Source organism: Enterobacter cloacae complex sp. P29RS (assembly GCF_014893445.1).
Classification (GTDB): domain Bacteria; phylum Pseudomonadota; class Gammaproteobacteria; order Enterobacterales; family Enterobacteriaceae; genus Enterobacter; species Enterobacter intestinihominis.
Map to the genome: position 1 here is coordinate 31,169 of NZ_JADBPZ010000008.1, position 25,889 is coordinate 57,057.

Sequence of the window (25,889 nt, forward strand, 5' to 3'; positions counted from 1 at the left end):
ATGATTAATTAGTCAGATCGCATTATACGTATGCAATCCCTCGATAGCGACGCTAATTCAGCGTGTTTTTTGCCAGCCAGCAAGCCAGACAACCACACCGGCAGCCATAATCCAGGCTGGCATCATTTCCCAGTCCGGACGATTGATCAACAGCAACGTGCCGCTTATCAGCAGCGTCGCGCCAATTCCGAAGAGATAGCGGGACTGCCCCTGACGCACGCGACTGGATTGAAGCTCGTGCGCGATTTTATCCATGCTGTGCTGAAGGTTCTTGCTCTGACGCAAACTGTCGTAAACCAGTTCAGGAATTTCTGGCATTTTTTCAATCCAGAACGGGCCTTTCTCTTTAAGCGAGCGAACCAGGGCTGGAATACCGACCTGATCCTTAATCCAGGATTCGAGGAACGGTTTCGCGGTTTTCCACAAGTCTAACTGAGGATAGAGCTGGCGGCCTACGCCCTCAACGTAAAGTAATGTTTTCTGAAGTAAAACTAATTGTGGCTGCACTTCCATATTAAAACGGCGTGCGGTGTTGAACAGGTTGAGCAGAACATGCCCGAAAGAGATCTCTGAGAGCGGCTTTTCAAAAATTGGCTCACAGACGGTACGGATCGCAAATTCAAACTCTTCCACGTTGGTATCTGGCGGAACCCAGCCTGAATCCACGTGCAGTTCGGCCACCTTACGGTAGTCGCGATTGAAGAAAGCGATAAAGTTCTCGGCGAGATAACGCTTATCCTCTTTATTCAGCGAGCCGACAATACCGCAGTCGATGCCGATGTATTTCGGGTCTTCCGGGTGCTCATAGCTGACGAAAATGTTGCCCGGATGCATGTCAGCATGGAAGAAGCTATCGCGGAAAACCTGAGTAAAGAAGACCTGCACGCCGCGCTCGGCAAGCAGCTTCATGTTGGTGCCCTGTTTTTCCAGCGCTACCACGTCCGAGACCGGGATGCCGTAGATACGTTCCATCACCATCATGTTCTGACTGCAATAGTCAGAATAAACTTCAGGAACATACAGCATCGGGCTGTCTTCAAAGTTTCGACGCAGCTGAATGGCGTTCGCCGATTCACGCAGCAGGTTAAGTTCATCGATGAGCGTTTTTTCGTATTCCCGTACCACTTCCAGCGGACGCAGACGGCGGCCATCCGGCAACAGACGCGGCACCCAGCGAGCCAGGCGATAGATCAGCTTCATGTCCGCTCTGATAACCGGCAGGATATCCGGGCGAATCACCTTAATGACCACCTCTTTGCCATTCTCCTTCAGGCGCGCGGTGTGAACCTGCGCAATAGAGGCAGAGGCCAGAGGCTGAATGTCGAAATCATCAAACCAGGTCTCGATGGGGATATTGCCCATCGCTTCTTCGATTTGTTTCTTCGCTCTCTCTCCGTCAAACGGAGCGACGCGGTCCTGCAATAGCGCGAGCTGATCGGCAATCTGCGGCGGGAAAAGGTCGCGACGCGTTGAGAGCATCTGCCCAAACTTGATCCAGACCGGTCCCAGCTCCTGCAACGCAAGACGCAGGCGTGCGCCCAGCTCCTGATCCTTATGGCGATTCGGCATCCAGAACAGCGTGCGACGCCAAAGCCGAAGCGGCAGGGTGATACGCATTCTGGGGATAAGCTCGTCGAGCCCGTAGCTCAAAAAGGTGCGAACGATAAAATAGAGGCGCCGAATTTCACCAGGCGTCATTTGCCCTCCAGTTTTTCCAGCCGTTTGGTTAACGCATCAACTGCGCGCTCAACTGCCGCGGTCTCTTCTGCAAACCAGGCGACTTCTAAAGGCCCAGGCGCCATACGCCACTCTTCGGTCAGCACCTCGGCAGCATAGCGCTGTTGACGGAGCAGGCCTTTACGCAGGAAAGTGGAACCCGTGCGCAGCGTTTTGCTTATCCCTTCAGCCGCGATGTCGCCGATATAGGGCGCCAGCAGTTCCGCGGGGTCAAATTCAGCCTGATCGCTGAGTGCAACGAAGTTCTGTACCACCTGAATATCGCCCTCGACCTCCAGCTCACCGCTGCGAATAAGCGCCGTCATCTGCTGACGGTCACGCAGTTTTGGCAATACGCTCATGTGCGTAATCACCGAGCAGTCAGCCTCGCCTTCCCACTCCCCCAGAACGTCAAGCTGGCGTTCGCTGAAGACCAGCACAAGCGGCGTCGAGAACTCTTTTAAAACGATACGCAGCACCTTTCCGTTAAGCCGCTGACGTGCGGTTTTCAGCGCCGGGGCGCGATACAGAAAGGCATTCAGTACATTCTCGATGCCTGCGGTGACTAAGGGTTTAATGGGCACGGGAAACCTCCACTCAGAACTTGTAACCACGATGCAGCGCGACGACACCCGCCGTCATATTGAAGTATTCCACGTTTTCAAACTCCGCATCCTGCATCATCGCTTTCAGCGTGTCCTGATCCGGGTGCATTCGGATGGATTCGGCCAGATAACGGTAACTTTCTGCATCGTTTGCCACCAGCTCGCCGATGCGCGGCAGAACGTGGAAGGAATAGGCATCGTAAGCTTTGCTCAGCGGGTCGATAATCGGTTTAGAAAACTCGAGTACCAGCAGTCGGCCACCCGGCTTCAGCACGCGGTACATAGAGCGCAGCGCTTTATCTTTATCGGTCACGTTACGCAGGCCGAAGGAGATGGTGATGCAGTCGAACGTATTGTCCGGGAACGGCAGCGCTTCGGCGTTGGCCTGAACATATTCAACGTTGCCTACCACGCCGATGTTACGCAGCTTTTCGCGTCCCATTTTCAGCATGGAGTCGTTGATATCTGCCAGCACCACGCGACCGGTTTCGCCAACCAGACGGGAGAATTTAGCGGTCAGATCCCCTGTGCCGCCGGCTAAATCCAGTACCTTTTGTCCACGGCGCACGCCGCTGCAATCAATAGTGAAGCGCTTCCACAAGCGATGAATGCCAAACGACATCAAATCATTCATCACATCGTACTTCGCCGCCACGGAATGAAATACGTGGGCCACCATGTCAGCTTTCTGCGCTTTGGCGACAGTCTGAAAGCCAAAGTGCGTTGTGTCTTGTGAATCGTCAACCATCTCAGAGCCTGCTAATCAGTCAAATGTTCGTGAAGTGTAACAGATTGGGCGCATTTGCCCTACGTTTCAACCACCGTGAAAGAAACGCGCCGACTGCGCTTCGGGGGATAAACTCGCCGCTAACCCATTGTCTTCATTGCGGCTATTTTGCTCACCATCGCCTTCACGCAGACGAAACTCTTCGTCCTGAGCCGTAGCCTGCTCCACCAGTTCCGGATTAATCTCGCGTTTAACTTCCACCCCCAGGCTGCGAAACGCCTCCGCCTGCGCCAGCAAATTGCCGCGCCCGGAGGAGAGTTTTTTCATCGCCTGGCGGTAGTTATCCTGCGCGCGATCCAGGCTTTGCCCCACCGAGGACATATCGTCAACAAACAGCCGCATTTTGTCGTACAGCTTGCTGGCGCGATCGGCAATCTGCTGCGCGTTACGGCTTTGGTGCTCATAACGCCACAGGTTGGCAATGGTACGTAACGCCACCAGCAGCGTGGTGGGGCTGACCAGCATAATGTTATTTTTCAGCGCTTCGGTGATCAGTTCGGGCTGTCTGTCGAGCGCCAGCAGGAAGGCTGGCTCAACCGGAATGAACATCAGCACATAATCCAGCGATCGCAGCCCCGGCAATTGTTGATAATCTTTTCTGCCCAGCAGACGGATATGGTTACGCACGGAGGCGATATGCTCCTGCAACGCTGTTTCGCGGGTATAGTCATCTTCCGCGTTGAAGTAGCGCTCATAGGCCACCAGCGTCATTTTGGCGTCGATAACCACATCTTTGCCCTGCGGCAGACGAACAATGACATCCGGCTGCATCCGCGAGCGCGCATCGTTTTCAATGCTGACCTGCGTTTCGTATTCGTATCCTTCACGCAGGCCAGAGGCCTCCAGCACGCGCGTCATGACCACTTCGCCCCAGTTTCCCTGCGCTTTGTTATCACCTTTCAGTGCGCGCGTCAGGTTAACCGCCTCCTGAGCCATCTGCGCATTCAGCTGCTGGAGATTACGGATCTCATGCGCCAGCGTGTGGCGCTCGCGAGCCTCCTGACCAAAGCTGTCCTGCACCTGACGGCGAAAGCCGTCCAGCTGTTCACGCAGCGGCGTCAGAAGGCTGTTCAGGCTCTGGCGGTTCTGCTCATCCACGCGGCGATTGCTGTGCTCAAAAATGCGGTTCGCGAGGTTCTCAAACTGCTCGCTAAGACGCTGCTCGCTGTTGATCATCTGACGGATTTTGTCTTCGGCGTGCAGTTGGGTGGATTCAAGGCGGGTGGTCACTTCCCGGAGATCGGCCTCCAGCGAGGTGTTAATGTCGCGCAGATTGCGCAGTTCGTTATTGAGCAGTTCACACTCATCGCGCCAGTGGTCACACAGCGCAAGCTGTTGTTTCGTCGCGCTGAGTTCGGCGACGATCTCTTCGCGCTCTGCCAGCTGATCGACTTTCTGCTGAGCATGTTGGTAGCCGCAAATGAGCCAGCCAATCCCCACGCTCACCAGCGCAACTACCGCATAAACCAGGATTGAGATATCCACAATGCCCCCTGCATCCACGTGTAACCCGCACAAAATAGAATTGTGCTGTATGAACGTCCAGTTTGAAAGGGTTTTCCTGCGAGGCGTTACGCAAAAAAGAAAGGCCGAGCATGTCGGCCTTTTAGCACTGAAGAGAGAATTAGATCAGACGGCGCGCCGCTTCAACCACGATTTTCACCGCATGGCTTTCCGTCTGCTTCATGGTTTCAGCGTTCGGGATCTCCTGCTGGGTACGGTTGACGATAACGCCCGCCACCATACCGGCACGCAGACCCTGGCTTGCGCACATGGTCAGCAGCGTCGCAGATTCCATTTCGTAGTTCATGACGCCCATCGACTGCCACTCTTCCATTGAGCCTTTGAAACGGCTCACCACGCGACCAGAGAAGGTGTCGTAACGCTCCTGGCCCGGGTAGAAGGTATCGGAAGATGCAGTGACGCCCACGTGGGTGGTGGCGCCCACGGATTTCGCCGCTTCAACCAGCGCGGTGGTGCATTCGAAATCAGCCACTGCCGGGAATTCCATCGGTGCAAAGTGCAGGCTTGCCCCGTCCAGACGCACGGATGCGGTGGTAACCAGCACGTCGCCCACGTTGATGTGCGGCTGAATGGCGCCTGTGGTGCCAATGCGCAGGAAAGTACGAATGCCCAGCTGTGCCAGCTCTTCAACGGCGATAGAGGTAGACGGGCCACCGATACCGGTAGAGCACACGATCACTGCTTTACCGTCCAGCTCTGCGCGCCAGGTGGTGAATTCGCGATGCGCTGCCAGCTTAACCGGCTTATCCATCAGCGCGGCGATCTTTTCCACACGCTCAGGATCGCCAGGGACGATAGCAAGCGTAGCCCCTTGTAAATCGTTTTTAGTGAGGCCGAGATGAAAAACATCAGACTTAGACATAGGTGACTCCTCTGTGGGTCGGTTTGTCAGAAGAAGTAAAACGGTACTTTACAGAAGCAATGTGCATTATTTCGTGACACACCTCACCATGAATGAAAATGATTGCAGTTAATTTCCATAAAATGGTGATTCACATCACATTAACAAGTTATATCGCCGGGTGCTGCACAAAAGATAGACGCTATAAGGCACTGTGGGTTGTTAACCTGGTGTCTATATTTATCTTTGCGCTAATCCATTCATTGGTACGGAGAATGCCATGACTGAAAAAACCGGTTTTGCACCTGCTGCGGCCCCGCATGCTTCAACCATCGTCTCAACCCCTGAAGAGGCCATTACCGCAGGCGAGACCTCCATTCCCTCCCAGGGAGAGAACATGCCAGCGTACCACGCGCGGCCAAAATCCGCCGATGGCCCGCTGCCCATCGTGATCGTGGTGCAGGAAATATTTGGCGTTCATGAACATATTCGCGACCTCTGCCGCCGTCTGGCGCTGGAAGGTTACCTGGCCGTTGCGCCGGAACTCTATTTCCGTCAGGGCGATCCGAATGATTACAGTGACATCCCGACGCTGTTCAGCAACCTGGTCAGCAAAGTGCCGGACGCGCAGGTGCTGGCCGATCTCGACCACGTTGCCAGCTGGGCAGCGCGCAACGGTGGCGATGCGCATCGTCTGATGGTGACTGGCTTCTGTTGGGGCGGACGCATTAGCTGGTTGTACGCCGCGCATAACCCGCAGCTAAAAGCGGCCGTGGCCTGGTACGGCAAGCTGGTGGGTGAAAAAACGCTGAATTCACCGAAGCAACCTGTTGATATTGCGACGGATTTAAATGCGCCTGTGTTGGGGCTCTATGGCGGTCAGGATACCGGGATCCCGCTTGATACGGTCGAGACCATGCGCCATGCGTTGCGCGCAGCAAACGCGAAGGCGGAAATTGTGGTGTATCCGGAAGCCGGGCACGCCTTTAATGCCGATTATCGTCCGAGCTATCATGCGGAATCGGCGAAAGATGGCTGGCAGCGGATGCTGACATGGTTTAGCCAGTACGGCGGGAAAAAAGCGTAAAAGCAAAAAGCCCGGTGGCGGCTACGCCTGACCGGGCCTACATTTCATCAAGCCTGACGCAAATTCTGCGCCGCCTGCACCATGTTCGCCAGCGCCGCGCGGGTTTCAGGCCAGCCACGGGTTTTCAGGCCGCAGTCCGGGTTTACCCACAGACGTTCCGCCGGGATGCGCTGGGCCGCTTTTTGCAGCAGCGATTCAATCCACTCCACGCTTGGCACATTCGGGGAGTGAATGTCGTACACGCCCGGCCCGATTTCGTTCGGGTAGTCGAACTCTTCGAACGACTCCAGCAGTTCCATGTCTGAACGCGAGGTCTCGATGGTGATCACATCGGCGTCGAGCGCGGCAATGGAGTCCATGATGTCGTTAAATTCGCAGTAACACATGTGGGTGTGGATCTGCGTATCGTCCTTCGCGACGGCCGCGTTGAGGCGGAACGCCTCCACGCCCCACTGTAAGTAAGCATCCCAGTCGCTGCGACGCAGCGGCAAACCTTCACGCAGCGCAGGTTCGTCGATCTGAATGATGCCAATCCCGGCCGCTTCCAGATCCGCAACTTCATCGCGCAGCGCCAGGGCGATCTGTTTGGCGATGGTTTCCCGGGTTACGTCTTCACGCGGGAACGACCAGCAGAGAATGGTCACCGGACCCGTCAGCATGCCTTTTACCGGTTTGTCGGTCAGAGACTGGGCATACTTCGCCCACTCCACGGTAATCGCTTCCGGGCGGCTGACGTCGCCGATTACCACCGGCGGCTTCACGCAGCGGGAGCCGTAGCTCTGCACCCAACCGTTCTGGGTAAAGACAAACCCGTCCAGGTGCTCACCGAAGTATTCCACCATGTCGTTACGCTCGGCTTCACCGTGCACCAGCACGTCCAGACCTAAACGTTCCTGCTCGATAATCGCCTGTTTGATGTGTTCCGCAATACCGGTGCGGTAGTGATTCGCATCCAGATTGCCCTTTTTGAAGTCCAGGCGCAGGCTGCGGATCTCGGTAGTCTGCGGGAAGGAGCCGATTGTCGTGGTCGGCCACGCGGGCAGGTTAAAGCGCGCACGCTGGGCTTCGGCGCGCACTTCATACGGGCTCTGGCGCTGGCTGTCCCGGGCGGTGATGGCCGCCAGACGTTTTTCCACTGCCGGGTTATGCACGCGCGTCGAGTGACGGCGCGCCTGGATCGGAGCGCTCCAGTCGCTAATCGCTGCCGTGTCGCCGCTGTTCAACGCGTCGCGCAGCAGAGCCAGCTCCTCACACTTTTGCAGGGCGAAGGCAAACCAGCTTTTCACCTCAGGGTCGAGTCGGGTCTCCACGCTCAGGTCAATCGGGCTATGCAGCAGGGAACAGGAAGAGGCCACCCACAATTCACGTTTACCGACTATGTCTTTAATTTGTGCATATTTCTCGGTGAGATCGGCACGCCAGACGTTACGACCATTCACCAGACCGGCAGAGAGCAGCCAGTCCACTGGCAGACGCTTGTGCAACTCTGCTACATCGTCTTTGCCGTGAACGAGGTCAACGTGCAGACCCTGAACCGGCAGCGCGGTAATGGTTTTCAGGTTCGGCGTTACGCCTTCGAAGTAGGTGGTCAGCAGCAGCTTCACCTGCCCGGTGAGCGCGTTATACGCCGGTTTGAAGGCGTCCAGCCACGCCTGCGGCAGCTCAAGCACCAGCGCCGGTTCATCGATTTGCACCCACTGAATGCCGCGTTTGCCCAGCTCAATCAGCACCTGCTTATAAACCGGCAGAATGTCGTTCAGCAGGCTGAGGCGTTCGAACTGTTCGCCTTTCACTTTGCCCAGCCACAGGTAGGTTATCGGCCCCAGCAGCACGGGTTTCACCTGGTGACCCAGCGCCAGCGCTTCGTCCACTTCATCCAGAAGCTGGGTCCAGGTCAGTTTGAACTGCTGGCCTTTAACGAACTCCGGCACCATATAGTGATAGTTGGTGTTGAACCACTTGGTCATTTCCGCCGCCGCCGCTGGCTCACCCGTTGGCGCGCGGCCACGGCCGATGCGGAACAGGGTATCGATATCCACCGATCCATCGTTGTTCTGATGACGAGCCGGCACGTTGCCAAGCAGCAGGCTGGTGGTCAGAACATGGTCGTACCAGGCGAAATCGCCCACCGGCAGCAGGTCAATGCCCGCCTGTTTTTGCTGATCCCAGTGACGCGCGCGCAGCTCACGTCCCACCGCCAGCAGTTCTTCACGGGTGGCGTTACCTGCCCAGTAGCTTTCTTGCGCTTTTTTTAGCTCGCGACGCAGGCCAACGCGAGGGAAACCGAGAGTGTGAGTGCGGATTGTCATGGTATGCCCCTTGTGAAATTCGTTATTTAGACGTCCAGATGTTTACACATCTATAATTGGCAGGTACTGTATATTCCTCAAGCGCAAAATGTTCATGGCGAAGTGAAGGACTTTCATGATCGAGATAAAACACCTGAAAACGCTACAAGCGTTGCGGAACTGCGGTTCTCTTGCGGCGGCAGCGGCCACGCTGCACCAGACTCAGTCTGCCCTTTCTCACCAGTTCAGCGATCTGGAACAACGCCTCGGCTTTCGTCTTTTTGTGCGTAAGAGCCAGCCTTTGCGCTTTACGCCGCAGGGCGAAATTTTGCTTCAGCTGGCGAACCAGGTGCTGCCGCAGATTGCCAGCGCGTTGCAGTCCTGCAACGAGCCGCAGCAGACCACCCTGCGCATCGCCATTGAGTGTCACAGCTGTATTCAGTGGCTGACCCCCGCGCTTGAGAATTTCCGCCAGAAGTGGCCGCAGGTGGAGATGGACTTCAAGTCCGGCGTCACGTTTGATCCGCAGCCGTCGCTTCAGCAGGGTGAGCTGGATCTGGTGATGACCTCAGATATTCTGCCGCGCAGCGGTCTGCACTATTCGCCAATGTTTGATTTTGAGGTACGTCTGGTGCTGGCCCCGGACCATCCGCTGGCCGCCAAAACGCGTATCACGCCGGAAGATCTGGCAACGGAGACGCTGCTGATTTACCCGGTACAGCGCAGTCGTCTGGATATCTGGCGCCATTTCCTGCAACCCGCAGGCATCAGCCCACAGCTGAAAAGCGTGGATAACACGCTGCTGTTAATTCAGATGGTGGCGGCCAGAATGGGAATTGCGGCGCTGCCGCACTGGGTGGTCGAGACGGTTGAACGCCAGGGTCTGGTGGTTACCAAAACCCTGGGTGAAGGACTGTGGAGCCGGCTGTACGCCGCCGTGCGCGACGGCGAGCAGCGTCAGCCGATTACGGAAGCGTTTATTCGCTCAGCGCGGAACCACGCGTGCGACCATCTTCCGTTTGTGCGGAGCGCGGAGCGACCCAGCGGCGATGTACCCACAGCGAAGCCAGGATCACCGCTCCCCCAATAAGGAAACTCGGCCAGTGCGGCTGTTCCTGCCAGATGGCGAGGTTCACCAGTAGCCCCGCCGGCACGTGCACGTTGTTCATGATCCCCAGCGTTCCGGCGTCTACCTGCGTCGCGCCGTAGTTCCACATAAAGTAGCCCAGCCCCGAGGCCACCACGCCCAGCCAGACCAGAACGCTCCACTGCACGGGGGTGGTCGGCAGCTTTTGCGGGTTGCCGAGCATAAACCATGCCGCAATCGCGACAATCGCCGCGCCCATATAGAACCACGCAAACGCGTTATGCTGCGGCATCGGGCGGGTCTCCATCAGGCGTTTGTAGCCCACCATCCCGATGGCGAAGCTGATATTGGCGAGCTGGACGAACATCAGCCCGGTCCAGAAGTGATCGCTCACCTTGTCATAGCGAATTATCGCCGCGCCAATGACTGCCAGCGCCGCGCTCAGCAGATATCCCCAGCGCAGGCGGCGCCTGCTGAGCAGGTCGTAAATCAGCGTGATATAGAGCGGCGTGAGCACGGTAAAGAGCAGAAATTCCGATACGGAGAGGTAGACGTAAGCCCGGAAGCTGAACAGGTACATGATGCCGAGCTGCATTGCGCCTACCAGCATGTACAGCAGAATGGTTTTCAGCGATTGCCCGCGGGTACGCAGGAACGGCAGGAACACCAGCGCCGCCAGCCCCACACGCATCAGCACCGAAAAGTAGCTGTCGACCGATCCGGCAAGGTATTCGCCAATCAGGCTAAAGGAGAAGGCCCACAGGATAGTGGTGATAATGAGTAGCGCCACAATGCTTGTCTCTCAGAAAGAAGGAGAGGCATTGTAGCGAACTCTTTAGTTGACATCTGAACAATAAACAATCAAATGAAGATTATTCAAGGAACAGTTTGCGCAAATACTTAGGTACCGCGTTGTCTGCGTTGGTGCCAATCACTTCCAGCTCCGGGTGCAGATCTTTCAGGCGCTGGTGCGCGTTCTGCATGATGCAGCCTTTGCCCGCCATGGAGAGCATCTCGGCATCGTTCATGCCATCGCCGAACGCGATGCAGTCTTTCAGATCAAAGCCCAGACGCTTCGCGACCGCTTCCAGCGCGTGACCTTTGGACACCCCGCCCGCCATCACTTCCAGACAAGTCAGCGTGGAGAAGCTAACGTTCACGCGGTCTCCCCAGCGGGCGTTGATCGCCTGCTCCAGCGGAAGCAGCGCTTCGTGACTTTCGCAGGTAAAGAACACCTTGCTGATCCCTTCAGGATCCAGCAAACCCGGTTCATACAGGGAGTAGTTGAAGACGGCTTCCTTGAAGAAACGCATTTCGTCCGGGCGATGACGGTTCATAAACCACTCGTCGTCGCGATAAACGTTAGTGACGATATCCGGGTTGTTATGCACAATGCCGAACAAATCAGTGGCGATGTCGCGATCGAGATTGTGGGTAAAAATCAGGTTGCCGTCCGTGTCGTGTACGCGCGCACCGTTGGAGGTGATCATGTACGACTTGATCTCCAGGTTATCGCGGATCTGCCCCACGTCCACGTGGTGGCGGCCGGTGGCGAACACAAAGTTCACGCCGCGGGCAGTCAGGAGTTTTAAGGTCTCTTTCGCATAAGGCGACAGGGTGTGGTCGGGGGAAAGCAGCGTGCCATCTAAATCAGATGCAACAACCTGGTACATAGGGATTTCAACCTCTGGTGGAAAACAATAATCAGTTATGCCTGTTGAAAAGTTCAACAATGGCGTTGAGCGCGACTGAGCGCATAGCGTCCTTTTCAAAAAGGATCTCATGGTACGCACCGTTGATGACCAGCGGTTTACCCCCTTCACAGGGATGGCCCGCCGCGGCGCGAAGTTCACAATAGCGGTCATGCATGCGGTTATCCACCACACGCTCTTCTTCCGCCTGGATCAGGAGCGTCGGCGTGTCATCATCGCCTACGCCCGCCAGCACCTGCTCACCGGCATGAATACCTTCCCGCACCCAGTGCCAGGTGGGGCCGCCGACCCGCAGACGCGGTTCATCGGCATAAAAACGCAGGTTGCGGCGATAACGCTGCCGACTGTGGGTTAATACATTGATGGCAAACGGCAACGCCCGCCAGCGTCCTGTTCCTATGGCATAGCCTTCACGAATGCGCTGATGGCCCTCAGCCCAGTCGAGAAGATGGCGCACCATCCAGTCAGGAAAACGTATCACAATGCCGTACATCGGCGCGGTCAGCGCAATGGCGTCGCACTGGTGCTTATGGCGCTGCAAAAACAACGTCGAGATCGCGCCCCCCATGGAGTGGGCAAGAATATAACGCTTGCGCCACGGTCCGGGCTGCACTTCCTGCTGCCAGAACGCGGCCAGATCGTCGACGTAATCGCTGAAGTTATCCACGTGGCCGCGATGGGTATCCGGCAGCATCCGGCCGGAAAGCCCCTGCCCGCGATGGTCGATAATTAACACATCAAAGCCCAGATGGAACAGGTCATACGCCAGCTCGGCATATTTGATATAGCTTTCGATGCGCCCGGGGCAAACCACAATCACCCGGTCATTTTTTTCATCATGGAAACGAACGAAGCGTACCGGGATATCCCCGACGCCCATAAACTCATCTTCCTCACGCTGGCGCCAGAAATCGGTCAGCGGCCCCATGGAGAAAGCAGCAAATGCGTTTTCTCGTGTTTCCCAGTCCTTTTTCTGCTGAAACATTGGGTTTCCACCCCCCGTAATTCAGGGAATATCGTTTTTTTCGTCACCGGTCACAAAATGACTCAACAATAGCGTATTGTGGCATAAAAACAGACGATCCGGGAGTTTCAAATGACCTTCGAGTGGTGGTTCGCTTACCTGCTGACATCCATCATCCTCAGCCTTTCACCTGGCTCGGGCGCAATCAACACCATGACCACCTCCATTAATCACGGCTATCGCGGCGCGGCGGCGTCAATTGCCGGTTTACAGACAGGGCTTGGCATTCACATTGTGCTGGTGGGGATTGGTCTGGGCACGCTGTTCTCCCGTTCGGTGCTGGCCTTCGAGGTGCTGAAATGGGCTGGCGCAGCGTATCTTATCTGGCTGGGTATTCAACAGTGGCGCGCCGCAGGCTCGATTGATCTGCATACGCTCTCCCGGACGCAAACACGCGGCCACCTGTTTAAGCGCGCGGTGTTCGTTAACCTGACCAACCCGAAAAGCATTGTGTTCCTCGCCGCCCTGTTCCCGCAGTTTATCGTGCCGCATCAGCCCCAGGTGATGCAGTACGTGGTGCTGGGCGCGACCACCATAATTGTCGATATCATTGTGATGATTGGTTACGCGACGCTGGCGCAGCGAATTGCGGCATGGATCAAAGGGCCTAAGCAGATGAAGGCCCTGAACAAAGTCTTTGGTTCGCTGTTTATGCTGGTTGGCGCGCTGCTTGCGTCAGCGCGTCATGCTTAGCGAGAAATGATGAGATGAATGCCGAAGCCGGCGAACAGTGCGCCGGCAAAGCCGTCGATCCACTTCGCGATGCGCTGGTAGCCGCGACGCATCGCCGGTAAAGCAAACAGGCTTGCCACAACGGTAAACCAGGCGAACGTCTCAACAACGATTAGCAGGAAGATCCCCCAGCGCGCGCCCGCACCGACGTTATCCCCCACAAACAGCGAGAACACAGAGCCGAAGTAAATAATCGCTTTCGGGTTCGCCAGGTTAGTCAGCAGCCCTTTCACAAAGCTACGGCCGCCCGTTGCCAGCTCAACCTTTGGCTCTTCCGGCTTTTTCTCTTCTTTCTTCAGCGCCCCGCGCAGCATCTGGTAGCCCATCCAGCACAGGTAAAGACCGCCGCCAACCATGATGATGTTATGCAGCCACGCCATTTTCGCCAGGATCAGGTTCAGACCAAGCAGCGCAACCGCCGCCCAGACCATAACGCCCATGGTGATACCGAGCACACCCATCATCGCCTCTTTGCGGGAGCGGCTGACGGCCGTTTGTGACACGAAGAAGAAGTCAGGGCCAGGGCTCATCAGCGCAACGATGTGCACTAACGCCACGGTGAGAAATAGCATTAACATAATTAGCTCGCGGGGAAATAATGTAGTGAGTCATCATCCTGGCACTTTTTCGCCCGGCTGACTACTCCTCATCATCACCATCAGCGTGGGAACGGATAAGCGCCATAAACTCTTTACCAAAGCGCTCCAGCTTGCGCGTGCCGACGCCGTTGACGCTGAGCATCTCGCTGGCGCTGAGTGGCATTTGCTCGGCCATCTCGATCAGCGTCGCGTCATTGAACACCACGTATGGCGGGATGTTCTCTTCATCCGCAATCGCTTTACGCAGCTTGCGCAGCTTGGCGAACAGCTTGCGATCGTAGTTGCCGCCGTAGGATTTCTGCATCACGCGCGGCTTCAGGGCGACGACGCGCGGAACGGCGAGCTTCAGTTCAACCTCACCGCGCAGGACCGGTCGCGCCGCTTCGGTAAGCTGAAGCGCAGAGTGCTGAGCAATATTTTGCGTGGCAAAGCCGAGATGGATCAGCTGGCGGATGATGCTTACCCAGTGCTCGTGGCTCTGGTCTTTCCCGATGCCGTAAACCGGCAGCTTGTCGTGACCCATATCGCGGATACGCTGGTTGTTAGCCCCACGCAGCACTTCGACGACGTAGCCCATCCCAAAGCGCTGGTTCACGCGTCCGATAGTCGAGAGCGCTTTGCGCGCGTCCATCAGACCGTCGTACTGCTTCGGCGGGTCGAGGCAGATATCGCAGTTGCCGCACGGCGCCTGACGCCCTTCACCAAAATAGTTGAGCAGCACCAGACGGCGGCAGGTTTGCGCTTCGGCGAAGGCACCCATCGCGTTAAGCTTGTGGCGTTCGATATCCTGCAACTGCCCCTGCGGTTTCTCCTCGAGACAGCGGCGCAGCCACGCCATATCCGCCGGATCGTAAAACAGCATCGCTTCCGCAGGCAGGCCATCACGCCCGGCGCGGCCGGTTTCCTGATAATAGGATTCGATATTGCGTGGGATATCAAAGTGCACCACAAAGCGCACGTTGGGCTTGTTGATCCCCATCCCGAACGCCACCGTTGCGACCACGATTTGCAGGTCGTCACGCTGGAATTTTTCCTGTACGTCGGCGCGGATGTGGTTTTCTAACCCGGCATGGTATGCCGCCGCGCTAAAGCCGCGATTTTGCAGACGCGCAGCGGTGTCTTCCACCTTCGCGCGGCTGTTGCAGTAGATGATGCCGGACTTGCCGCGCTGCTCCTGCACGTAGCGCAGGAGCTGATCCAGCGGCTTGAATTTTTCCATCAGCATATAGCGGATGTTCGGCCGGTCGAAGCTGCTGACCTGAATATAGGGGTCTTTCAGCCCCAGCAGGCGAACGATGTCCTGACGCGTGGTGTCATCCGCCGTGGCGGTAAGCGCCATAAACGGCAGCTCAGGGAAGCGCTGACGCAGCTGGCCGAGGGCGGCATATTCCGGGCGGAAATCGTGCCCCCACTGGGAGATACAGTGCGCTTCATCCACCGCCAGCAGCACCGGGTTCCAGTGCGCCAGGTGATCGAGGAAGTTGTCCAGCATCAGGCGCTCTGGCGCGATATACAGCAGGCGGATCTGCCCGGTGCGGCACCCGGCCATCACCTCTTGCTGCTGCTCGCGGGTTTGCGTCGAGTTAAGACAGGCCGCCGCCACGCCGTTGGCAAGCAGCTGGTCGACCTGGTCTTTCATCAGGGAAATAAGGGGGGAGACCACAACCGTCAGGCCATTAAGTACCAGCGCGGGCACCTGATAGCAGAGCGATTTTCCGCCGCCGGTCGGCATGACCACCAGGCAATCGCGGCCTTCCAGCACGGTTTCAATGATGGTTTCCTGGCCAGGACGGAACTGCTGGTAGCCAAAGGTTTCATGCAAAACCTGTTTAGCCAGCGATTCCTGATTCAATACTTCCGCCTGCGCCACGTTAACCCCATATGCCAGAAATGAAACAGGCGCTATTTTCAGCGCCTGAGAGAGAAACTTCAACGTTTAACGCAAAAACATTCGAGCAGCTTAGAAAATATCGTTCAGCATGACGCCCACACCAACGCGGGTCTGGTTGAAGTTATAGTCGATCAGCGATTCGCCATAACCGCTATACACCTGGGTATAGAGACGAACGTGTTTCGTCACTGGGTAGCTCAGGCCCAGCTCTGCGCCGCCGTAGCCGGTATTCCAGTTGTACTGCCCTTTGGCGCTCAGCACCGCGTCACCCAGCTGATAGCCCACTTTAAGCTGATAATAGCCCATGTATTTGGTGATATCAGGATTGTCATCGGTGCTGCCCACCACGTACCACGGCTTCACTTCCACCATGAAATTGCCGTTCTGCGCCATCAGACGCGTATAAACGCGATTCCAGCTGCGTGAGGTTGGGTCGGAACGACCGTTGGAATCGTGGTTATAGCCCACCTCCACGTCTCGCAGCGTCCAGCCTGCAAACTCATAATCAGTGGCGAAACCGAGGAACAGCTGCGGTTCATAGTTGGTTTCGCGGAACGGTGAAGATTCCCCGCTGTTGGAGAGCTGCCACCATGACTTCTGCGTGTAAGATGCACCAAGCACCGAGTTCGGCCCCAGGATGCCGCGCCATAACGGGAAGGCCAGGCTGAGCTGGAACTTCACCTCATCTTTACGCGCATTGTCAGACCAGTTATAGGAGCTTATCGCCTCTTTGTTGAGATCGCTGGTCTGGGTATAGATCACGTAGTTTGTGTCATAAGGGTAGAGCGTGAACGGATTGTCATGCTCCTGAAGCATATTGGCGATGATGCTGCCCTGAACGGCAGGTTTATCATGCACTTCTTTGATCGTCGCTTCCTGCGCATATGCTGTGAGGGGCAGCGCAACCGCCGCCAGTAACCAACCCAGATACGTCCGCATCGGTGGTGTTCTCCTGAAATTGTGACATTTAATGAATAGTTTTGTCCGGGCATTCTACAGACTTCTGCGATAACTTCCGCTTCCTCGTTTCTTAAAGTGGCATTCCTTTATCCTGAAGCATAAAATCAACATTTTGTTAACAACAAGGATGCCACGTCAGATGTCAGCCACACTCACCGCCGAAGAAACCTTAAAGCTCGTGGGCGAGATTTTTGTGTACCACATGCCATTCAACCGTGCACTGGGTCTTGAGCTGGAGCGATACGAAAAAGACTTCGCTCAGCTGAGTTTCAATAATCAGCCAATGATGGTCGGTAACTGGGCGCAAAGCATTTTGCACGGCGGGGTGATTGCCTCTGCGCTGGACGTGGCGGCCGGTCTGGTGTGCGTGGGCAGCACGCTGACGCGCCATGACACCATCAACGAAGATGAATTACGCCAGCGCCTGTCGCGCATGGGCACCATCGATTTACGCGTCGACTATCTGCGACCGGGACGCGGAAACCGCTTCACCTGCACCAGCAGCCTGCTGCGCGCCGGGAATAAAGTTGCCGTCGCCCGCGTTGAGCTGCATAACGAGGAGCAGGTTTATATCGCCAGCGCAACCGCCACTTATATGGTGGGTTGAGACGGCAAATTCGGGTAAAATTACTTCACTTTTTTGTAACGGATTTTCCCGATGGATGCTAAACAGACGCGGCAGGGCGTTTTACTCGCCCTTGCCGCTTATTTTATTTGGGGTATCGCACCGGCGTACTTCAAGCTTATCGCCTATGTCCCGGCGGACGAGATCCTCACTCACCGCGTCATCTGGTCGTTTTTCTTTATGATCGCGCTGATGAGCATCAGCCGTCAGTGGTCAGGCGTCAAAACGCTACTGAAAACCCCGAAGAAGGTCTTCCTGCTTGCCCTCTCTGCGGTGCTGATTGGCGGAAACTGGCTGCTGTTTATCTGGGCGGTGAATAACCATCACATGCTCGAAGCCAGCCTGGGCTACTTCATTAACCCGCTGGTGAACATCGTGCTGGGGATGATTTTCCTCGGCGAACGTTTCCGCCGGATGCAGTGGGTAGCGGTGATTCTGGCCCTCTGCGGCGTGCTGGTACAGCTGTGGACCTTCGGTTCACTGCCGGTTATCGCCCTGGGGCTGGCGTTCAGCTTTGCCTTCTACGGCCTGGTGCGTAAAAAAATCGCCGTGGAAGCGCAGACGGGAATGCTGTTTGAAACCCTGTGGCTGCTGCCTGTCGCCGCGATCTACCTGTTCGGTATTGCCGACAGCGCCACCAGCCACATGGGCAGCAACCCATGGTCGCTGAACCTGATGCTGATGGCGGCGGGCGTGGTCACGACGATTCCCCTGCTGTGCTTCACCGGCGCGGCAACGCGTCTGCGTCTCTCGACGCTTGGCTTCTTCCAGTACATCGGCCCGACGCTGATGTTCCTGCTGGCGGTGGTGTTTTACGGCGAGGTGCCGGGTGCGGATAAGATGGTGACGTTTGCCTTTATCTGGGTGGCGCTGGCGATTTTCGTTGCGGATGCAATTTATACCCAGCGCAGGACTCGCAGAGGAATTTAGGTGCTTTGTAGGGCGGGTAAGCGCAGCGCCACCCGCCTGATTTTTACAACCAGTTCTTCCGCTTGAAGTACAGGTACGGCGCCAGCCCGGCGAGGATCATAAAGATAATCGCCCCCGGGTAGCCAAAGCTCCACTTCAGCTCCGGCATAAACTCAAAGTTCATCCCGTAGCTGGATGCCACCAGCGTCGGCGGCAGGAACACCACGGAAACCACCGAGAAGATCTTGATGATGCGGTTCTGCTCGATGTTGATAAAGCCCATTGCCGCCTGCATCAGGAAGTTGACCTTCTGGAACAGGGATTCGTTGTGCGGCAGCAGGGATTCGATATCGCGTAAGATCTCACGCGCCTGCTCCAGCTGACCGCCCGGCAGACGCGCCTTGCGCACCAGGAAGTTCAGCGCGCGCTGGGTATCCATCAGACACAAACGCACCTTCCAGCCGATATCTTCCAGCTCTGCCAGCGTGGACAACGCTTCGTCGTACTCATCGCCCTGATGGCCTTCCATGATCACGCGGCTCAGCTTTTCCAGGTCGCTGTAGATGTTTTCGATTTCATCCGCCAGCTGTTCGATTTTGGTTTCGAACAGATCCAGCAGCAGCTCATAGGCGTTACCGTCCATCATCGCCTGGCTGCGGGCGCGCATGCGGTAGAGACGAAACGCAGGCAGTTCGCGCTCGCGCAGGGTGAACAGGCGGCCATCGCGGATGGTAAACGCCACGGTGGAGTTCCCCGCGTGGTCTTCGGCATCTTCGAAGAAGAAGAAGGAGTGAATGTGCAGGCCGTCTTCGTCTTCAAAAAAACGGGCGGATGCTTCGATGTCTTCCAGTTCCGGGCGTGTCGCCAGGCTTTGCCCCAGTTCAGATTGTACGCGAAGGCGCTCATCGTCGTCCGGCTCGACCAGATCCACCCATACGGCATCAATGAGGGGCTGTGACTCTTCGGCTTCAAGCCGAGTCAGTCGGTTATTTTCGAGTTGAAATGCGCTCAACATGACCGGGACTCCCAATGCAAAAAATATCGGACAGTTCGGTGGGCACACAGAAACAAATTGGGTTTCAGACCATTAAACAGCCTGACTCAGCGCGACGGGAATGATGCAGTCGCTGACAACCACTAAGGCCATCAGCAAGAGGAGATAGCCTTAGGAGTTGTTCCTGGATGACAGGGAATTGAGCCAGTATCTACTGGGTGTGTCCAAGGCGAATGTCCTCTTAGCGTAATCGTGCGCGCATGTTACGCCAGCAATAACTGTGGCGTCAACACGCAACGGAACGCTGAAGGGCATTAATTGACCTTCAACGTATAAGGCTAGCAGATTATTACAAAATAGTGATATTTTTCTGAAAGTTACACACTTTCCAGCTTGGCATAGGCTGCCACCAGCCATTTGATCCCCTGCCCCTGGAACGCTACCTGCAAACGGCTGTGCTCGCCGCTGCCTTCCAGATTGACGATGGTGCCTTCGCCAAACTTCGAGTGGCGCACGCGCTGGCCCAGCTTGTAACCGGTGTCGGTTTCAGAGATTGGCGAGCCCATACGCTGATGACTGACCGGACGGCTGATGCTGGCGCGCAGGCGCACCTCTTCCACACACTCTTCCGGCAGTTCGCCGATAAAGCGCGACGGACGGTGATACACTTCTTTCCCGTACAGGCGGCGGGTTTCCGCGTAGGTCAGGGTCAGTTTCTGCATCGCACGGGTCACACCCACGTAGGCCAGACGACGCTCCTCTTCCAGACGCCCGCCTTCATCCAGCGACATCTGGCTCGGGAACATCCCCTCTTCCATCCCGACGATGAACACCTGCGGGAACTCCAGACCTTTCGCGGAGTGCAGGGTCATCAGCTGAACCGCATCCTGCCAGGTATCGGCCTGCCCTTCACCCGCCTCCAGCGCGGCGTGAGAGAGGAATGCCTGCAACGGCATCAGGTCTTCGTCTTCTTCGTTGTAGCTGAACTGGCGCGTTGCCGTCACCAGCTCCTCTAAGTTCTCAATACGGGTCTGGCCCTTCTCGCCTTTTTCCTGCTCGTACATGGTGCGCAGGCCGGAATCTTTGATTACCCGGTCAGTCTGGACGTGCAGCGGCATGTCGGCCGTTTCCTGCGCCAGCGCGTCGATTAACTCCAGGAAGCGCTGCAATGCGCTGGCGGCGCGCCCGGCGAGGGCTTTTTCCTGTAACAGCTCGCGGCATGCCTGCCATAGCGTGAGCTGACGATCGCGCGAGGCCTGACGCACCACGTCCAGCGTACGATCGCCGATGCCGCGCGTCGGCGTGTTCACCACGCGCTCAAACGCCGCATCGTCGTTACGGTTGGCAATCAGACGCAAATACGAGAGCGCATCTTTGATCTCCTGACGTTCGAAGAAGCGCATACCGCCATAAATGCGGTACGGCATGCTCACCTGTAACAGCGCCTCTTCCAGCACGCGCGACTGGGCGTTGCTGCGATAGAGAATGGCACACTGCTCCAGCGCACCGCCGTTCTCCTGCCAGGTTTTAATGCGGTTCACCACGAAGCGGGCTTCGTCGAGCTCGTTGAAGGCGCAGTAAATCGAAATCGGTTCGCCGTCGACGCCATCGGTCCACAGCTTTTTACCCAGGCGCCCGTTGTTGTTCTCAATCAGGGCGTTGGCCGCGCTCAGTATGTTGCTGGTAGAACGGTAGTTCTGCTCCAGACGGATGGTTTGCGCGCCGGGGAAATCGTTGAGAAAGCGCTGGATGTTCTCCACCTGCGCGCCGCGCCAGCCGTAGATAGACTGGTCGTCATCGCCCACGATCATCACCTTGCCGGTATCCCCGGCCAGCAGGCGGATCCACGCGTACTGAATGTTGTTGGTATCCTGGAATTCGTCCACCAGAATGTTGGTGAAGCGTTCACGGTAGTGTTGCAGGATATGTGGTTTGTTGAGCCACAGCTCGTGGGCGCGAAGCAGCAGTTCGGCGAAATCCACCAGACCGGCGCGATCGCACGCTTCCTGATAGGCCTTGTAGACGTTCTGCCAGGTCTGCTCAACCGGGTTACCGAAGCTTTGAATGTGGTGCGGACGCAGCCCTTCGTCTTTCTGACCGTTGATGTACCACATCGCCTGACGCGGCGGCCACTGCTTCTCGTCGAGGTTCATCGCCTTGATCAGGCGTTTCAGCAAGCGCAGCTGATCTTCGCTGTCGAGGATCTGGAAATCCTGCGGCAGGTTAGCGTCCATATGGTGCGCGCGCAGCAGACGGTGCGCCAGGCCGTGGAAGGTGCCAACCCACATGCCGCCCTGGCTGGTGCCCATTAGCTGTGCGATACGGTGGCGCATCTCCGCCGCCGCCTTGTTGGTGAACGTCACGGCCATAATCGAGTACGGCGAGCAGTTCTCCACGCTCTGTAGCCAGGCGATACGGTGAACCAGCACGCGCGTCTTACCACTGCCCGCTCCAGCCAGTACCAGCAGGTTTGTACGCGAGGCGGCAACCGCGTCACGCTGTTTGTCATTAAGGCTGTCGAGCAGGTAAGAAACGTCCATTGGCACCGTCACGTCATGTCGGGCGGGCAAATGTTTCCATTCGCCAAAACCCTGTTAATTTATACAGAACAATTGATGATTATATCAGCGTCGTGAGGGATGCCAACCGTGAAATTTCCACGTGCGGCAGAAGACGGCTATCCGGGGTAGTCATCAGATCGGCATTTTCCGGCTTGATCCAGCAGGCCTGCATGCCGCAGCGGATCGCCCCGGCGACGTCCGTGGTCAGGTCGTCGCCCACGTGCAGGATCTCACCGAGCGGCAAATCCAGTTTTTCCGCTGCCAGATGATACATATCGTTGAACGGCTTCGAGCGTCCGTGCGGACCCGCGCGCAGCACGAACTGAAAATAGTTCCCCAGACCAAACAGTTCAGGCTGAGCGTTGCCGTTGGTGATGGCCACCAGCGGCCACTTTTCAGCGAGCTTCGCCAGCGTGTCGTGGGTCTCCTGCGGCACATCGATGCGGCTGCGCCATTTGGCGAAATTTTCCATGGCCGCTTCGGCACCCATGGCCGCGTCCTGCGCGCTCAGGCCGGCATTGAGCATCGCCTGCTCAACCGCACGGCGGCGCCATTCGGTCACGTCATGGTAAATTTCCGGCTCGGTTTCCCGCAGGGACTGACGCAGCTTCTGGAACTCTTTGTTCTGGATCGCTTTCAGCGCAGGATGGTAGTTTTGCACAAACGCCAGCGACTCCTGCTCGGTACGCAGGATCACTGGGCGGTTGTCGTAAAGGGTGTCATCAAGATCAAACGTCAGGGCTGAGATCTGACCGAGTGGGCGGTAAAAACGCATTATTTCCCCCGTTTGGCGCGTGGATGCGCCGCGTCATACACCGAGGCAAGGTGTTGGAAGTCTAAGTGGGTATAGATTTGGGTAGTCGACAGATTCGCGTGACCAAGCAGCTCCTGTACGCCGCGCAGGTCGCCGCTTGATTCCAGCATGTGCGTCGCAAAGGAGTGGCGCAGCTTGTGGGGGTGAACGTGGCTGTTCAGCCCCTGCTTAATGCCCCACTCCGCAAAGCGCTTCTGCACGTTACGCGCCGAGATCCGCTTGCCGAGCTTCGACAGGAACAGCGCATCCTCTTCCGCGCCAAACAGACCGCGCAGATCCAGCCAGTGCTCAATCCAGGAAACCGCATTGCGGCCGATCGGCAGGCGGCGCTCTTTGCTGCCTTTGCCCATCACCCACACTTCGCCAGATTCCAGATCGAGGTGCTTTAAGTCGAGATTCACCAGCTCAGAGAGGCGCAGCCCGGCACCGTACATCACCTCCAGCATCGCACGGTCGCGCACGGCCAGCGGATCGTTGAGATCGATATCCAGCAGGCGGTTTACGTCGTCGACGTCGATATTTTTCGGCAGATGACGCGGGGCCTTTGGCGTGGCGATCCCTTTTGCCGGGTTGGCTTTCAGACCGCCCTTGCTGACCAGCCAGTCGAAGAAACTGCGCAGGGCAGAGAGCCGGAGCGCCAGGCTCGCCGGGCTTAAGTTTTTTTTACGGCTACGCACAACGAAGCCGCGAACCGTGGCGGCGTCACATTGTTGCCAGCTTTTCAGGCCGATTTCATCGGCAATCTGCATGATGGCATCAAGCTGACGCTGATAGTTGAGCAGCGTAATAGGGCTAAGCTGGCGTTCTACGCCAAGATAGCGCAGAAAACGGGTGACGTCAGTGGCGAGCAGTCCGTCCGTCATACGCGCTCAATCCAGCGCTCCAGCAGCTCAGGCAGCATCAGGGCGATCTCCTGCAACAGTTGCGTACCCTGCCCCTGTTCATAGTGATGCGCGTCGCGGCTGGTAAATAACATCACACCCAGGTCACCATCGCGCCCCATCAGCGACATCGCCACCGAGCCGATAGCTTTGGCTTCCGGCAGCACCACCAGCAGTTCTGGCCCGTTAAGCGGCCCCAGATAGTGGTGCTCATGGCCCAGACGCTGAATGCGCAGCGGCTCAAACGCCTGACGGCTCAGCGCCAGATGGGTAAACCCGGACGGCGCGCCAATGCGCCAGCGGTCGGGAAAGAGACGGATCGTCGCGCCTGCCAGCCCCAGCTCGCGCGCCCAGCGGTGGAAGCGGTTGAGGAACTCTTCGAGACTGTGCGCGGAAGCCAGACGCGCCTGAAGGTGCAGAAGACGATAGAACAGGCTTTCGTTATTGCTGGCCTGCTCCATCAGCAGCGTCATGTTCTCTTCGAGCTGATTGATGTGGTTGCGCGAGCGCGCCATGTGCCATTCAACCAGCGACACGGTCTCGCGAACCGGATGCGGCACGCGCATCCTTTCGACGACGCGTGCATTGCGGATAAAAAACTCAGGATTGTGCAGCAGGTAATCCACAACAGCGCTGTCATCCAGCTCCGTTACAGGTTCCCGCAGTTCTTCCCCTGGTTGCTTCATAGATGGATAAACCCGTCATAAACATGTGTCGCCGGGCCAGTCATGTACAGTGGATGACCCGCTCCTTTCCAGGCGATATCAAGACGCCCGCCCGGTAATTCCACGCGAACCTCTTCCGCCAGTAACCCCTGCGAGATACCGACGGCCACCGCCGCACAGGCACCGCTTCCGCAGGCCTGGGTTTCGCCCGCGCCGCGCTCGTAAACCCGCAGGCGAATGTGTTCACGCTTCACCACCTGCATGAAACCGATGTTCGCCCGCTCCGGGAAGCGCTCGTGGCTTTCCAGCACCGGGCCGAGCGTTTCAACCGCCGCAGTTTGCACATCATCTACCTGAATCACGCAGTGCGGGTTACCCATCGAGACGACGCCGCACAATACTGTCTGCTCGGCGGCACGCATAATATAGGTCTTTTCCGCTTTGTTGGCGCGAAACGGCACGGCAGCGGGTTCGAAGTTCGGCTCGCCCATGTTCACGCGCACCAGTTCGTCGTCGGTGACGCTGAGCACCATCCGGCCGTTGGCGGTGCTGACGCGGATATCGCGCTTGTTGGTCAGCCCTTTCAGCCGAACAAAGCGGGCAAAACAGCGCGCGCCGTTGCCGCACTGGGAAACTTCGCTGCCGTCGGCGTTAAAAATGCGATAGTGGAAGTCCAGGTCAGGATCGTAAGGCGGCTCCACCACCAGCAGCTGGTCAAACCCCACGCCCACGTGCCGATCCGCCAGACGACGGATCAGTTCCGGGGAGAAAAAGACATTCTGCGTTACCGCGTCGACGACCATAAAGTCGTTGCCAAGGCCATGCATTTTAGAGAACTGCATCATTTGCTCCATTGCGCGGGTACAGAACGTAATTGTCAGAGATTGACCTGAGTCGGGCCGCCGTTATTGCCGCGATCGTTGGTATCCGGCGTAGATGACTCGATACCACTTTGCACTGGTTTTGTCGGCGGTGGTGCGTTTTTATCCTCTGGCGGGAAGTACAGTGGTCCCTTCAGTCCACAGCCGGTCAGGCTAAACAGAGTGACAAGAACGGCAAGCGTTCGAAAGACGTTTTTCATGTAGAGGTTGCCCGTAAGTTCAAATCTGTTTCTATCATCGCAGGAGAAGACACAAAAGCAAGAGTTTGCCGCTTTCCTGCAACGGGAATTATTTAGCGTTATACTGCCGCCATCACGAAAAACAGGAATAAAACCATGAACGACAGTGAATTTCATCGCCTTGCCGATACCCTGTGGATGACCATCGAAGAGCGTATCGACGAGTGGGACGGCGACAGCGATATCGATTGTGAAATCAACGGAGGGATCCTGACCTTAAGCTTCGAAAACGGCAGCAAGATTATTATTAACCGTCAGGAGCCGCTTCACCAGGTGTGGCTGGCGGCGAAACAGGGCGGCTATCACTTTGATCTGAAAGGTGACGAGTGGGTCTGCGACCGCAGCGGCGAAACGTTCTGGGATCTGCTGGAGCAGGCGGCGACCGCGCAGGCGGGTGAGAACGTGAGTTTCAGGTAGTTTTGTTGCCCGGTGGCGGCTACGCCTTACCGGGCCTACAACGGCTCGAA

General features: G+C 56.9%; 26 protein-coding genes. 6 read left to right on the forward strand and 20 right to left on the reverse strand.

The window, feature by feature from the left end:
• Positions 1–57: 57 nt before the first annotated feature.
• The 5 genes from ubiB to udp form a co-directional block, all read right to left on the reverse strand.
• Positions 58–1,698: a ubiquinone biosynthesis regulatory protein kinase UbiB gene (gene ubiB / locus IM282_RS07755; protein WP_022646675.1), complete on the reverse strand. Its 1,641-nt coding sequence runs from the start codon at positions 1,696–1,698 to the stop codon at positions 58–60.
• Complete coding sequence (gene ubiJ / locus IM282_RS07760) at positions 1,695–2,300, reverse strand: ubiquinone biosynthesis protein UbiJ (protein ID WP_022646674.1); 606 nt, start codon at positions 2,298–2,300, stop codon at positions 1,695–1,697. Before ubiJ ends, ubiB begins: the two co-directional genes overlap by 4 nt.
• A gap of 13 nt (positions 2,301–2,313) precedes the next feature.
• Positions 2,314–3,069, reverse strand: coding sequence for a bifunctional demethylmenaquinone methyltransferase/2-methoxy-6-polyprenyl-1,4-benzoquinol methylase UbiE (gene ubiE / locus IM282_RS07765; protein WP_022646673.1), 756 nt, complete (start codon positions 3,067–3,069; stop codon positions 2,314–2,316).
• 66 nt (positions 3,070–3,135) lie between these two features.
• Complete coding sequence (gene rmuC / locus IM282_RS07770) at positions 3,136–4,593, reverse strand: DNA recombination protein RmuC (protein ID WP_192970295.1); 1,458 nt, start codon at positions 4,591–4,593, stop codon at positions 3,136–3,138.
• A gap of 139 nt (positions 4,594–4,732) precedes the next feature.
• Complete coding sequence (gene udp, locus IM282_RS07775) at positions 4,733–5,494, reverse strand: uridine phosphorylase (protein ID WP_003860792.1); 762 nt, start codon at positions 5,492–5,494, stop codon at positions 4,733–4,735.
• Positions 5,495–5,753: 259 nt separating this feature from the next.
• Here udp and IM282_RS07780 point away from each other — a divergent pair, with 259 nt between their 5' ends.
• Complete coding sequence (locus tag IM282_RS07780; RefSeq protein ID WP_023299052.1) at positions 5,754–6,560, forward strand: dienelactone hydrolase family protein; 807 nt, start codon at positions 5,754–5,756, stop codon at positions 6,558–6,560.
• Between the two features lie 47 nt (positions 6,561–6,607).
• On the opposite strand, the gene metE is transcribed toward IM282_RS07780, so the two are convergent.
• On the reverse strand, positions 6,608–8,869 hold the full coding sequence (gene metE / locus IM282_RS07785; RefSeq protein WP_192970296.1) for a 5-methyltetrahydropteroyltriglutamate--homocysteine S-methyltransferase: 2,262 nt from the start codon (positions 8,867–8,869) through the stop codon (positions 6,608–6,610).
• A gap of 115 nt (positions 8,870–8,984) precedes the next feature.
• Between metE and metR the strand changes: the two genes are divergently transcribed.
• Positions 8,985–9,938: an HTH-type transcriptional regulator MetR gene (metR, locus tag IM282_RS07790; RefSeq protein ID WP_157506467.1), complete on the forward strand. Its 954-nt coding sequence runs from the start codon at positions 8,985–8,987 to the stop codon at positions 9,936–9,938.
• Here the strand turns inward: metR and IM282_RS07795 are convergent.
• The 3 genes from IM282_RS07795 to pldB all read right to left on the reverse strand — a co-directional run bounded on the left by IM282_RS07795 (position 9,826) and on the right by pldB (position 12,632).
• Entirely contained in the window at positions 9,826–10,725 is a 900-nt protein-coding gene (locus tag IM282_RS07795; protein ID WP_157506465.1) for a carboxylate/amino acid/amine transporter, read from the reverse strand. The two genes, metR and IM282_RS07795, sit on opposite strands and share 113 nt — an antisense overlap.
• An 82-nt stretch (positions 10,726–10,807) precedes the next feature.
• Complete coding sequence (gene yigL, locus IM282_RS07800) at positions 10,808–11,608, reverse strand: sugar/pyridoxal phosphate phosphatase YigL (protein WP_023299050.1); 801 nt, start codon at positions 11,606–11,608, stop codon at positions 10,808–10,810.
• 31 nt (positions 11,609–11,639) lie between these two features.
• Entirely contained in the window at positions 11,640–12,632 is a 993-nt protein-coding gene (gene pldB / locus IM282_RS07805; RefSeq protein WP_192970297.1) for a lysophospholipase L2, read from the reverse strand.
• Positions 12,633–12,743: 111 nt separating this feature from the next.
• Between pldB and rhtB the strand changes: the two genes are divergently transcribed.
• Entirely contained in the window at positions 12,744–13,364 is a 621-nt protein-coding gene (gene rhtB, locus IM282_RS07810; RefSeq protein WP_006812363.1) for a homoserine/homoserine lactone efflux protein, read from the forward strand.
• Here rhtB and rhtC read toward each other — a convergent pair.
• The 3 genes from rhtC to pldA all read right to left on the reverse strand — a co-directional run bounded on the left by rhtC (position 13,361) and on the right by pldA (position 16,832).
• Positions 13,361–13,981 carry a threonine export protein RhtC gene (gene rhtC / locus IM282_RS07815; protein WP_006179256.1) on the reverse strand — a complete coding sequence of 207 codons (621 nt, stop codon included), beginning with the start codon at positions 13,979–13,981 and terminating at the stop codon, positions 13,361–13,363. The two genes, rhtB and rhtC, sit on opposite strands and share 4 nt — an antisense overlap.
• Before the next feature lie 61 nt (positions 13,982–14,042).
• Positions 14,043–15,872 carry an ATP-dependent DNA helicase RecQ gene (recQ, locus tag IM282_RS07820; RefSeq protein WP_032626543.1) on the reverse strand — a complete coding sequence of 610 codons (1,830 nt, stop codon included), beginning with the start codon at positions 15,870–15,872 and terminating at the stop codon, positions 14,043–14,045.
• A gap of 90 nt (positions 15,873–15,962) precedes the next feature.
• Positions 15,963–16,832 carry a phospholipase A gene (gene pldA, locus IM282_RS07825; protein WP_022646666.1) on the reverse strand — a complete coding sequence of 290 codons (870 nt, stop codon included), beginning with the start codon at positions 16,830–16,832 and terminating at the stop codon, positions 15,963–15,965.
• Positions 16,833–16,992: 160 nt separating this feature from the next.
• On the opposite strand from pldA, the gene yigI reads away from it, so the two are divergent.
• Positions 16,993–17,460 carry an acyl-CoA thioesterase YigI gene (yigI, locus tag IM282_RS07830; RefSeq protein ID WP_006812366.1) on the forward strand — a complete coding sequence of 156 codons (468 nt, stop codon included), beginning with the start codon at positions 16,993–16,995 and terminating at the stop codon, positions 17,458–17,460.
• Positions 17,461–17,511: 51 nt separating this feature from the next.
• Positions 17,512–18,408 (forward strand): EamA family transporter RarD, encoded by an 897-nt coding sequence (rarD, locus tag IM282_RS07835; protein WP_023299047.1) that lies wholly within the window; start codon positions 17,512–17,514, stop codon positions 18,406–18,408.
• Between the two features lie 43 nt (positions 18,409–18,451).
• Here the strand turns inward: rarD and corA are convergent, their stop codons facing one another.
• The 8 genes from corA to IM282_RS07870 form a co-directional block, all read right to left on the reverse strand.
• A complete protein-coding gene (gene corA, locus IM282_RS07840) occupies positions 18,452–19,402 on the reverse strand; it encodes a magnesium/cobalt transporter CorA (RefSeq protein ID WP_003860807.1) in 951 nt (316 codons plus the stop codon).
• A gap of 150 nt (positions 19,403–19,552) precedes the next feature.
• The gene (gene ysgD, locus IM282_RS21855) at positions 19,553–19,609 is read right to left on the reverse strand and encodes a YsgD/CorL family protein (protein WP_212743980.1); all 57 of its coding nucleotides are present in this window, start codon (positions 19,607–19,609) and stop codon (positions 19,553–19,555) included.
• Positions 19,610–19,758: 149 nt separating this feature from the next.
• A complete protein-coding gene (uvrD, locus tag IM282_RS07845; protein ID WP_017383586.1) occupies positions 19,759–21,921 on the reverse strand; it encodes a DNA helicase II in 2,163 nt (720 codons plus the stop codon).
• A gap of 79 nt (positions 21,922–22,000) precedes the next feature.
• The gene (yigB, locus tag IM282_RS07850) at positions 22,001–22,717 is read right to left on the reverse strand and encodes a 5-amino-6-(5-phospho-D-ribitylamino)uracil phosphatase YigB (RefSeq protein WP_022646664.1); all 717 of its coding nucleotides are present in this window, start codon (positions 22,715–22,717) and stop codon (positions 22,001–22,003) included.
• Positions 22,717–23,619, reverse strand: coding sequence for a tyrosine recombinase XerC (gene xerC / locus IM282_RS07855; RefSeq protein WP_126314443.1), 903 nt, complete (start codon positions 23,617–23,619; stop codon positions 22,717–22,719). Before xerC ends, yigB begins: the two co-directional genes overlap by 1 nt.
• Positions 23,616–24,323 (reverse strand): DUF484 domain-containing protein, encoded by a 708-nt coding sequence (locus IM282_RS07860; RefSeq protein WP_023295731.1) that lies wholly within the window; start codon positions 24,321–24,323, stop codon positions 23,616–23,618. The genes xerC and IM282_RS07860 overlap by 4 nt, the downstream gene beginning before the upstream one ends.
• Positions 24,320–25,144 (reverse strand): diaminopimelate epimerase, encoded by an 825-nt coding sequence (gene dapF / locus IM282_RS07865; protein WP_023299045.1) that lies wholly within the window; start codon positions 25,142–25,144, stop codon positions 24,320–24,322. Before dapF ends, IM282_RS07860 begins: the two co-directional genes overlap by 4 nt.
• Before the next feature lie 35 nt (positions 25,145–25,179).
• Complete coding sequence (locus IM282_RS07870) at positions 25,180–25,383, reverse strand: lipoprotein (protein ID WP_006812373.1); 204 nt, start codon at positions 25,381–25,383, stop codon at positions 25,180–25,182.
• Between the two features lie 135 nt (positions 25,384–25,518).
• On the opposite strand from IM282_RS07870, the gene cyaY reads away from it, so the two are divergent.
• Positions 25,519–25,839: an iron donor protein CyaY gene (gene cyaY, locus IM282_RS07875; RefSeq protein ID WP_063200505.1), complete on the forward strand. Its 321-nt coding sequence runs from the start codon at positions 25,519–25,521 to the stop codon at positions 25,837–25,839.
• Positions 25,840–25,889: the final 50 nt, after the last annotated feature.

Excerpts from the sequence above, each read along its gene's own strand:
- xerC (WP_126314443.1), bottom strand. The coding sequence starts at position 23,619 with ATGACGGACGGACTGCTCGCCACTGACGTCACCCGTTTTCTGCGCTAT.
- uvrD (WP_017383586.1), bottom strand. The coding sequence starts at position 21,921 with ATGGACGTTTCTTACCTGCTCGACAGCCTTAATGACAAACAGCGTGAC.
- yigB (WP_022646664.1), bottom strand. The coding sequence starts at position 22,717 with ATGCGTTTTTACCGCCCACTCGGTCAGATCTCAGCCCTGACGTTTGAT.
- pldB (WP_192970297.1), bottom strand. The coding sequence starts at position 12,632 with ATGTTTCAGCAGAAAAAGGACTGGGAAACACGAGAAAACGCATTTGCT.
- rarD (WP_023299047.1), top strand. The coding sequence starts at position 17,512 with ATGGATGCTAAACAGACGCGGCAGGGCGTTTTACTCGCCCTTGCCGCT.
- pldA (WP_022646666.1), bottom strand. The coding sequence starts at position 16,832 with ATGCGGACGTATCTGGGTTGGTTACTGGCGGCGGTTGCGCTGCCCCTC.
- IM282_RS07860 (WP_023295731.1), bottom strand. The coding sequence starts at position 24,323 with ATGAAGCAACCAGGGGAAGAACTGCGGGAACCTGTAACGGAGCTGGAT.
- ubiE (WP_022646673.1), bottom strand. The coding sequence starts at position 3,069 with ATGGTTGACGATTCACAAGACACAACGCACTTTGGCTTTCAGACTGTC.
- cyaY (WP_063200505.1), top strand. The coding sequence starts at position 25,519 with ATGAACGACAGTGAATTTCATCGCCTTGCCGATACCCTGTGGATGACC.
- udp (WP_003860792.1), bottom strand. The coding sequence starts at position 5,494 with ATGTCTAAGTCTGATGTTTTTCATCTCGGCCTCACTAAAAACGATTTA.
- metE (WP_192970296.1), bottom strand. The coding sequence starts at position 8,869 with ATGACAATCCGCACTCACACTCTCGGTTTCCCTCGCGTTGGCCTGCGT.
- rhtC (WP_006179256.1), bottom strand. The coding sequence starts at position 13,981 with ATGTTAATGCTATTTCTCACCGTGGCGTTAGTGCACATCGTTGCGCTG.
- corA (WP_003860807.1), bottom strand. The coding sequence starts at position 19,402 with ATGTTGAGCGCATTTCAACTCGAAAATAACCGACTGACTCGGCTTGAA.
- metR (WP_157506467.1), top strand. The coding sequence starts at position 8,985 with ATGATCGAGATAAAACACCTGAAAACGCTACAAGCGTTGCGGAACTGC.
- IM282_RS07870 (WP_006812373.1), bottom strand. The coding sequence starts at position 25,383 with ATGAAAAACGTCTTTCGAACGCTTGCCGTTCTTGTCACTCTGTTTAGC.
- IM282_RS07780 (WP_023299052.1), top strand. The coding sequence starts at position 5,754 with ATGACTGAAAAAACCGGTTTTGCACCTGCTGCGGCCCCGCATGCTTCA.
- ubiB (WP_022646675.1), bottom strand. The coding sequence starts at position 1,698 with ATGACGCCTGGTGAAATTCGGCGCCTCTATTTTATCGTTCGCACCTTT.
- yigI (WP_006812366.1), top strand. The coding sequence starts at position 16,993 with ATGTCAGCCACACTCACCGCCGAAGAAACCTTAAAGCTCGTGGGCGAG.
- rhtB (WP_006812363.1), top strand. The coding sequence starts at position 12,744 with ATGACCTTCGAGTGGTGGTTCGCTTACCTGCTGACATCCATCATCCTC.
- yigL (WP_023299050.1), bottom strand. The coding sequence starts at position 11,608 with ATGTACCAGGTTGTTGCATCTGATTTAGATGGCACGCTGCTTTCCCCC.
- dapF (WP_023299045.1), bottom strand. The coding sequence starts at position 25,144 with ATGCAGTTCTCTAAAATGCATGGCCTTGGCAACGACTTTATGGTCGTC.